The 436-nt window shown below is 41.5% G+C and carries 1 protein-coding gene; it reads left to right on the top strand.

Annotated features, from left to right (window positions below; all coding sequences use genetic code 11):
• On the top strand, window positions 1–436 hold a 436-nt coding region (locus AB4653_RS26630), incomplete at both ends, for a hypothetical protein (RefSeq protein WP_372105731.1).

The following is a 436-nucleotide window of genomic DNA, read 5'->3' as shown; positions in this document are numbered from 1 at the left end:
CCACAACATCCTTAATGATCCTAATAAATACCAACTCACCGCCAACCCTAAACATGAACAATTACTGACTACTACGCCAAAACACATGGCACAATTTGAAGAGAGAGCGAAAGAATATATACAAACCAGTCAGCCACTCACAGGCACATTAGCCGAAACTTACCTCAATAAATTAGGTATTGAACACCCTAAGAGTGACCATGTTCATTTTCATCAAGCAGTGTACTCCTCGGAGGACCAGACATTTCACTCGGCAATGATAACTAACATTCACGATAAAAAAGGAGAAACAAAAGCGATTGAAGTGACTTATTTAGACGGGCAAGGAAATAAAGATCCGGCACTCGACATCAACCCACGGATATTAGGCACGAAATCCAAACAAATAACGCGATTCCATCAAGGCAGTGATTTGCACACCACCATCATCAGTACC

Origin of the sequence: Vibrio sp. 10N.222.48.A3 (genome assembly GCF_041475345.1) — a bacterium.
Classification (GTDB): domain Bacteria; phylum Pseudomonadota; class Gammaproteobacteria; order Enterobacterales; family Vibrionaceae; genus Vibrio; species Vibrio tasmaniensis_A.
The sequence above is the reverse complement of the archived record's forward strand: the minus strand, read 5'-3'. Positions and strand labels throughout refer to the sequence as shown.